2 protein-coding genes and 1 tRNA gene are annotated in these 3,277 nt (G+C 61.4%); all 3 read right to left on the bottom strand.

From position 1 onward, the window contains the following. Positions 1–15: 15 nt before the first annotated feature. Positions 16–91: transfer RNA gene (locus FJY68_13900), tRNA-Ala, on the bottom strand. Positions 92–410: 319 nt separating this feature from the next. After that, positions 411–1,280, bottom strand: a complete 870-nt coding sequence (locus FJY68_13895; GenBank protein ID MBM3332915.1) for a DUF4338 domain-containing protein — start codon at positions 1,278–1,280, stop codon at positions 411–413. Then, positions 1,277–2,995, bottom strand: coding sequence for a hypothetical protein (locus tag FJY68_13890; protein ID MBM3332914.1), 1,719 nt, complete (start codon positions 2,993–2,995; stop codon positions 1,277–1,279). Before FJY68_13890 ends, FJY68_13895 begins: the two co-directional genes overlap by 4 nt. Between the last annotated feature and the right edge of the window lie 282 nt (positions 2,996–3,277).

The following is a 3,277-nucleotide window of genomic DNA, read 5'->3' as shown; positions in this document are numbered from 1 at the left end:
CACTATTGATTTTATTGGTGGAGCTGACGGGGATCGAACCCGTGACCTCCTGACTGCCAGTCAGGCACTCTCCCAGCTGAGCTACAGCCCCACTCGATTTGTTCGAAAGCGGTCCGGTTCGACCGTTTCCCGTGGCTCGCGCATCCGCGGCCGTCGGCGAACAAACGACACGAGGAAGGACCGTCCGCCGCGAAGAAAACCCGCAAGCCACAGCCGAAAAAGATAGGCGAAGTGCCCCGAGTTTGCAAGCAGAAACAGGGCCACCGAAGTTTGGTGTCCAGGATCCGGCGGCGCGGGCGTGCTGGGTTTGTCGGCCATATGGATGATTGGTCCGGCAAAAGCGCTGGGAGGCTCTTTGTGCGCTTTGGGTAATCTGGATCGCTTGAGGTCGGTGAGGACTCGATCCGTGGCTATGGCACCCGGAGCCGTTCCCGGGCGTGCCGATGGAGAGGGTAGACGTAGATGTCCTTGGCGGGAAGCTCGCGCCGCATGTGCCGGTCCATCTTGCCTCGTCCCTGACTCAGGCCCAGATGAATCCAATTAGCCGCGCGATAACACGTTCCCAAGTAGCGCCGGGAATCGACGAAGGTTTCCAGCAATAGAGGGCGATGACCGTACTTCTCCTCCCAGTCTCGAACGAGCCAGCGCGCCGAAAGGGACAGCAAGTGCGAGGCGAGGTTTCTGCAACGAAGCCAGGGAAGAATCAGGAAGCGGGCCTGATTCACCACCAGGTGCAGACGCTGTTGCCGGTGCGTCCGTGACCAGCCGATCCATTCGTCCCGAGGACGCAGAGCCCAGGCGGCGCCGCAGAAGCCCATAGCCGCCAGCCAGCCCCCTTCAAATCCGATCAGGTAGCGCATGTGAGGGCCCACCAACGTACCCAGGCCGAGGTAATGGTAACGGTGGATATATTCGTTCCAGAGCCGTGCCAGCGGCGTGGTATCGACCCGCTGGCAGTGCAGTGGACTCAGCTGGCCAACGGGCATTTCAATGATGCTCTGCGGCTCCGCGGCTTTGGTCAGCGTCAGAGGGCGCCGCTTCCCGGGACGCATGCGCGGCACCGGCAAAGTCAACAACCCCTTCTCCTGGAGTCGAAGCAACAAGTATCGGCACGCCATGTCCCAGGGCCGGCCATTGGGTTGCAGCCAGCCCAGGCGCTCGCAGACCACGACCGAGATTGACCGCCTCGTCTGGCCCGGGCGGCTCGCGATTTCCCGGATGACCTCCAGATCCTCGACTTGCAGCTCCCGCCCGCGCACTCTCACAGTGGCGCTGCTCATGGAGATGGCCCGCCGGCGCCCTCCCTGCCCGAGGCCACACCATAACGTTCGAGAATGGCCTCGACGCTCTCGGCCGCGTGATGGCGCAGTTGAAGCCCCGCCAGCACCGCCAGTTCCCACGTCCACAGGATGGCGTAGCAGTCCCCTTCGCGCACCAAAACCTTGTCCCGATTGGCCCGCTCGATTTCCCGCCGGTAGCGCTCCATACCCGTGTCTTGCCCGCGAGCGCAGGCCTTCTCCTCGGCCGCTTGTCGCGCCCGAAACGCCGCCATGAGCGCCATCATCATGAAGACCATGAAGGCGTTCAGATAAACCGCCGCCTCGCTCTTCTCCAACGGCGCCTGCAGGCACCAGGCCTGCTTGGCTTCCTTGTTGCCCGAGTTTTCGATAACCGACCGATCGTCAAAACGATCGTAAGCAAAAAGCACGTCTCTGGGCGTTTCCAACGCCGCGCAGGTCAAGATCGTGAGGAGCTTCTCCTCGTCGGATGGATTCGGATACGAGGGGTCTTCCATCACCACCGCCGCGTTGAGCTTATTGGCTACAAACGACTTCGAATGTACCCGCGACTCAGGCGGCTGTTCCGCATAGGTGTCGCAGTCGATGTCCTTCAGTCCGATGACAATCAGATCCTTTTGTTCTTCGCGACGGTGCTTCCCCTTGCCAGTGACTAACGTGACAGGGCGAACCGCAACGATCGCACCTCGCAGCGGCAGGCCTTTCTGGTAGCGCTGATAGGCCTCCGTGGCCATCTGCCGGGCTTCCTTGGTGATCCCCAGATCCGATCTGCCCGGAATGAAAAAGGGGACTTCCCTGGCTGTCAGGTAAAGCTCCTGGCCATCCCAAAAGCCACGGTCGAACGATACGCTGGCCAGTCGCCCCTCGCCCAGGTTGGCCTTCCCCTGCACCACCAACGCCCACATCCAGGCCCGGTCGTCCACGTTGATCCGATCGACGTAGATCGCAATCGGAATCCCACTCGTCGGGCAAAACATCAGCCAGATCTTCCAGCCCCAGACCGTCGTTGCCACCTTCGGCGCATGCCGGTTGTTACTGTGCTTCGGACGCTTCTTGCGTGTGACGCTCGATACCGGGCTGCCATCCAAAGTCCGATACTTCGGCGTCGCTTCCAGATCCGTACAGTCCACAACCGCGTGCACCTTCTTTGGGAAGAAGCCCGCCTGCGCCAGGATACCAATCACGGCATTGAATGTCCGGGACAGTGCCGTCAACGAGACCTTCACCAGCGTGTCGACAATCACCTCACCCGAGAACGCACCGCGTACCTCCGGCAGGTCGTGCGCCCGCGACAAGCCGCGCCGCGTCACGCCCTGCCGGACGAATGCAGCCATGCCAAACAGCGCCATCAGAGCAGGATCGGTCAGTACCAGGCCCTCCGTCTGGGGGATCGAGGGGATTCCCAGCACAATCCGCATGGTGTAGACCCCTAGCATCGCCACCCAGGAGATCGATGCGCGTACTCGCAGCCCAGGATCCAGTGCCTCCAGCAACTGCAAGACATTCAGACTCCGCAGTAAGGTGAAGAACTGATCGAAGAAGGTAACCTTGTCCAGAGCCTCTACGTCATCCACGGTCCTGTTTTCGTGGAGAGCCTTGACCACCGCGGCGTCGTCTCGCCGGCAGAGCTGTAGCACCGTGCCCAGCATCGAGGCACGCGCCGCAACATCCGAATCGGTGAGCCTTCGTCTCGGCAAAGCCCTGGTCTCCTGTCGCAGGAGCAGTCATAACAAATTCCCGCGCAAGACACCAGGATTTTCTGAATTTTCTCGGGAAATCTGCCAAACGGCAGGCTTAAGTCCGGGTAACCATTAGGACAGCGCGTCGCCCACGACGAATCCTGCCGGCTTCCTTTGCCCACCCAATGGCCGCCAAAGCGCCAACGACGAAACACGCCCGCGCCGCCGGATCCTGGACACCAAACTTCGGGAATCCCCGGAGCGGCTTTTCTTTCCCCTGGGAGGTCGGATAGAATCGCG

The organism is candidate division WOR-3 bacterium (assembly GCA_016867815.1).
Classification (GTDB): Bacteria; Hydrothermota; Tepidihabitantia; order Tepidihabitantales; family Tepidihabitantaceae; genus UBA2258.
This window is presented reverse-complemented; position numbering and strand designations above follow the sequence as displayed.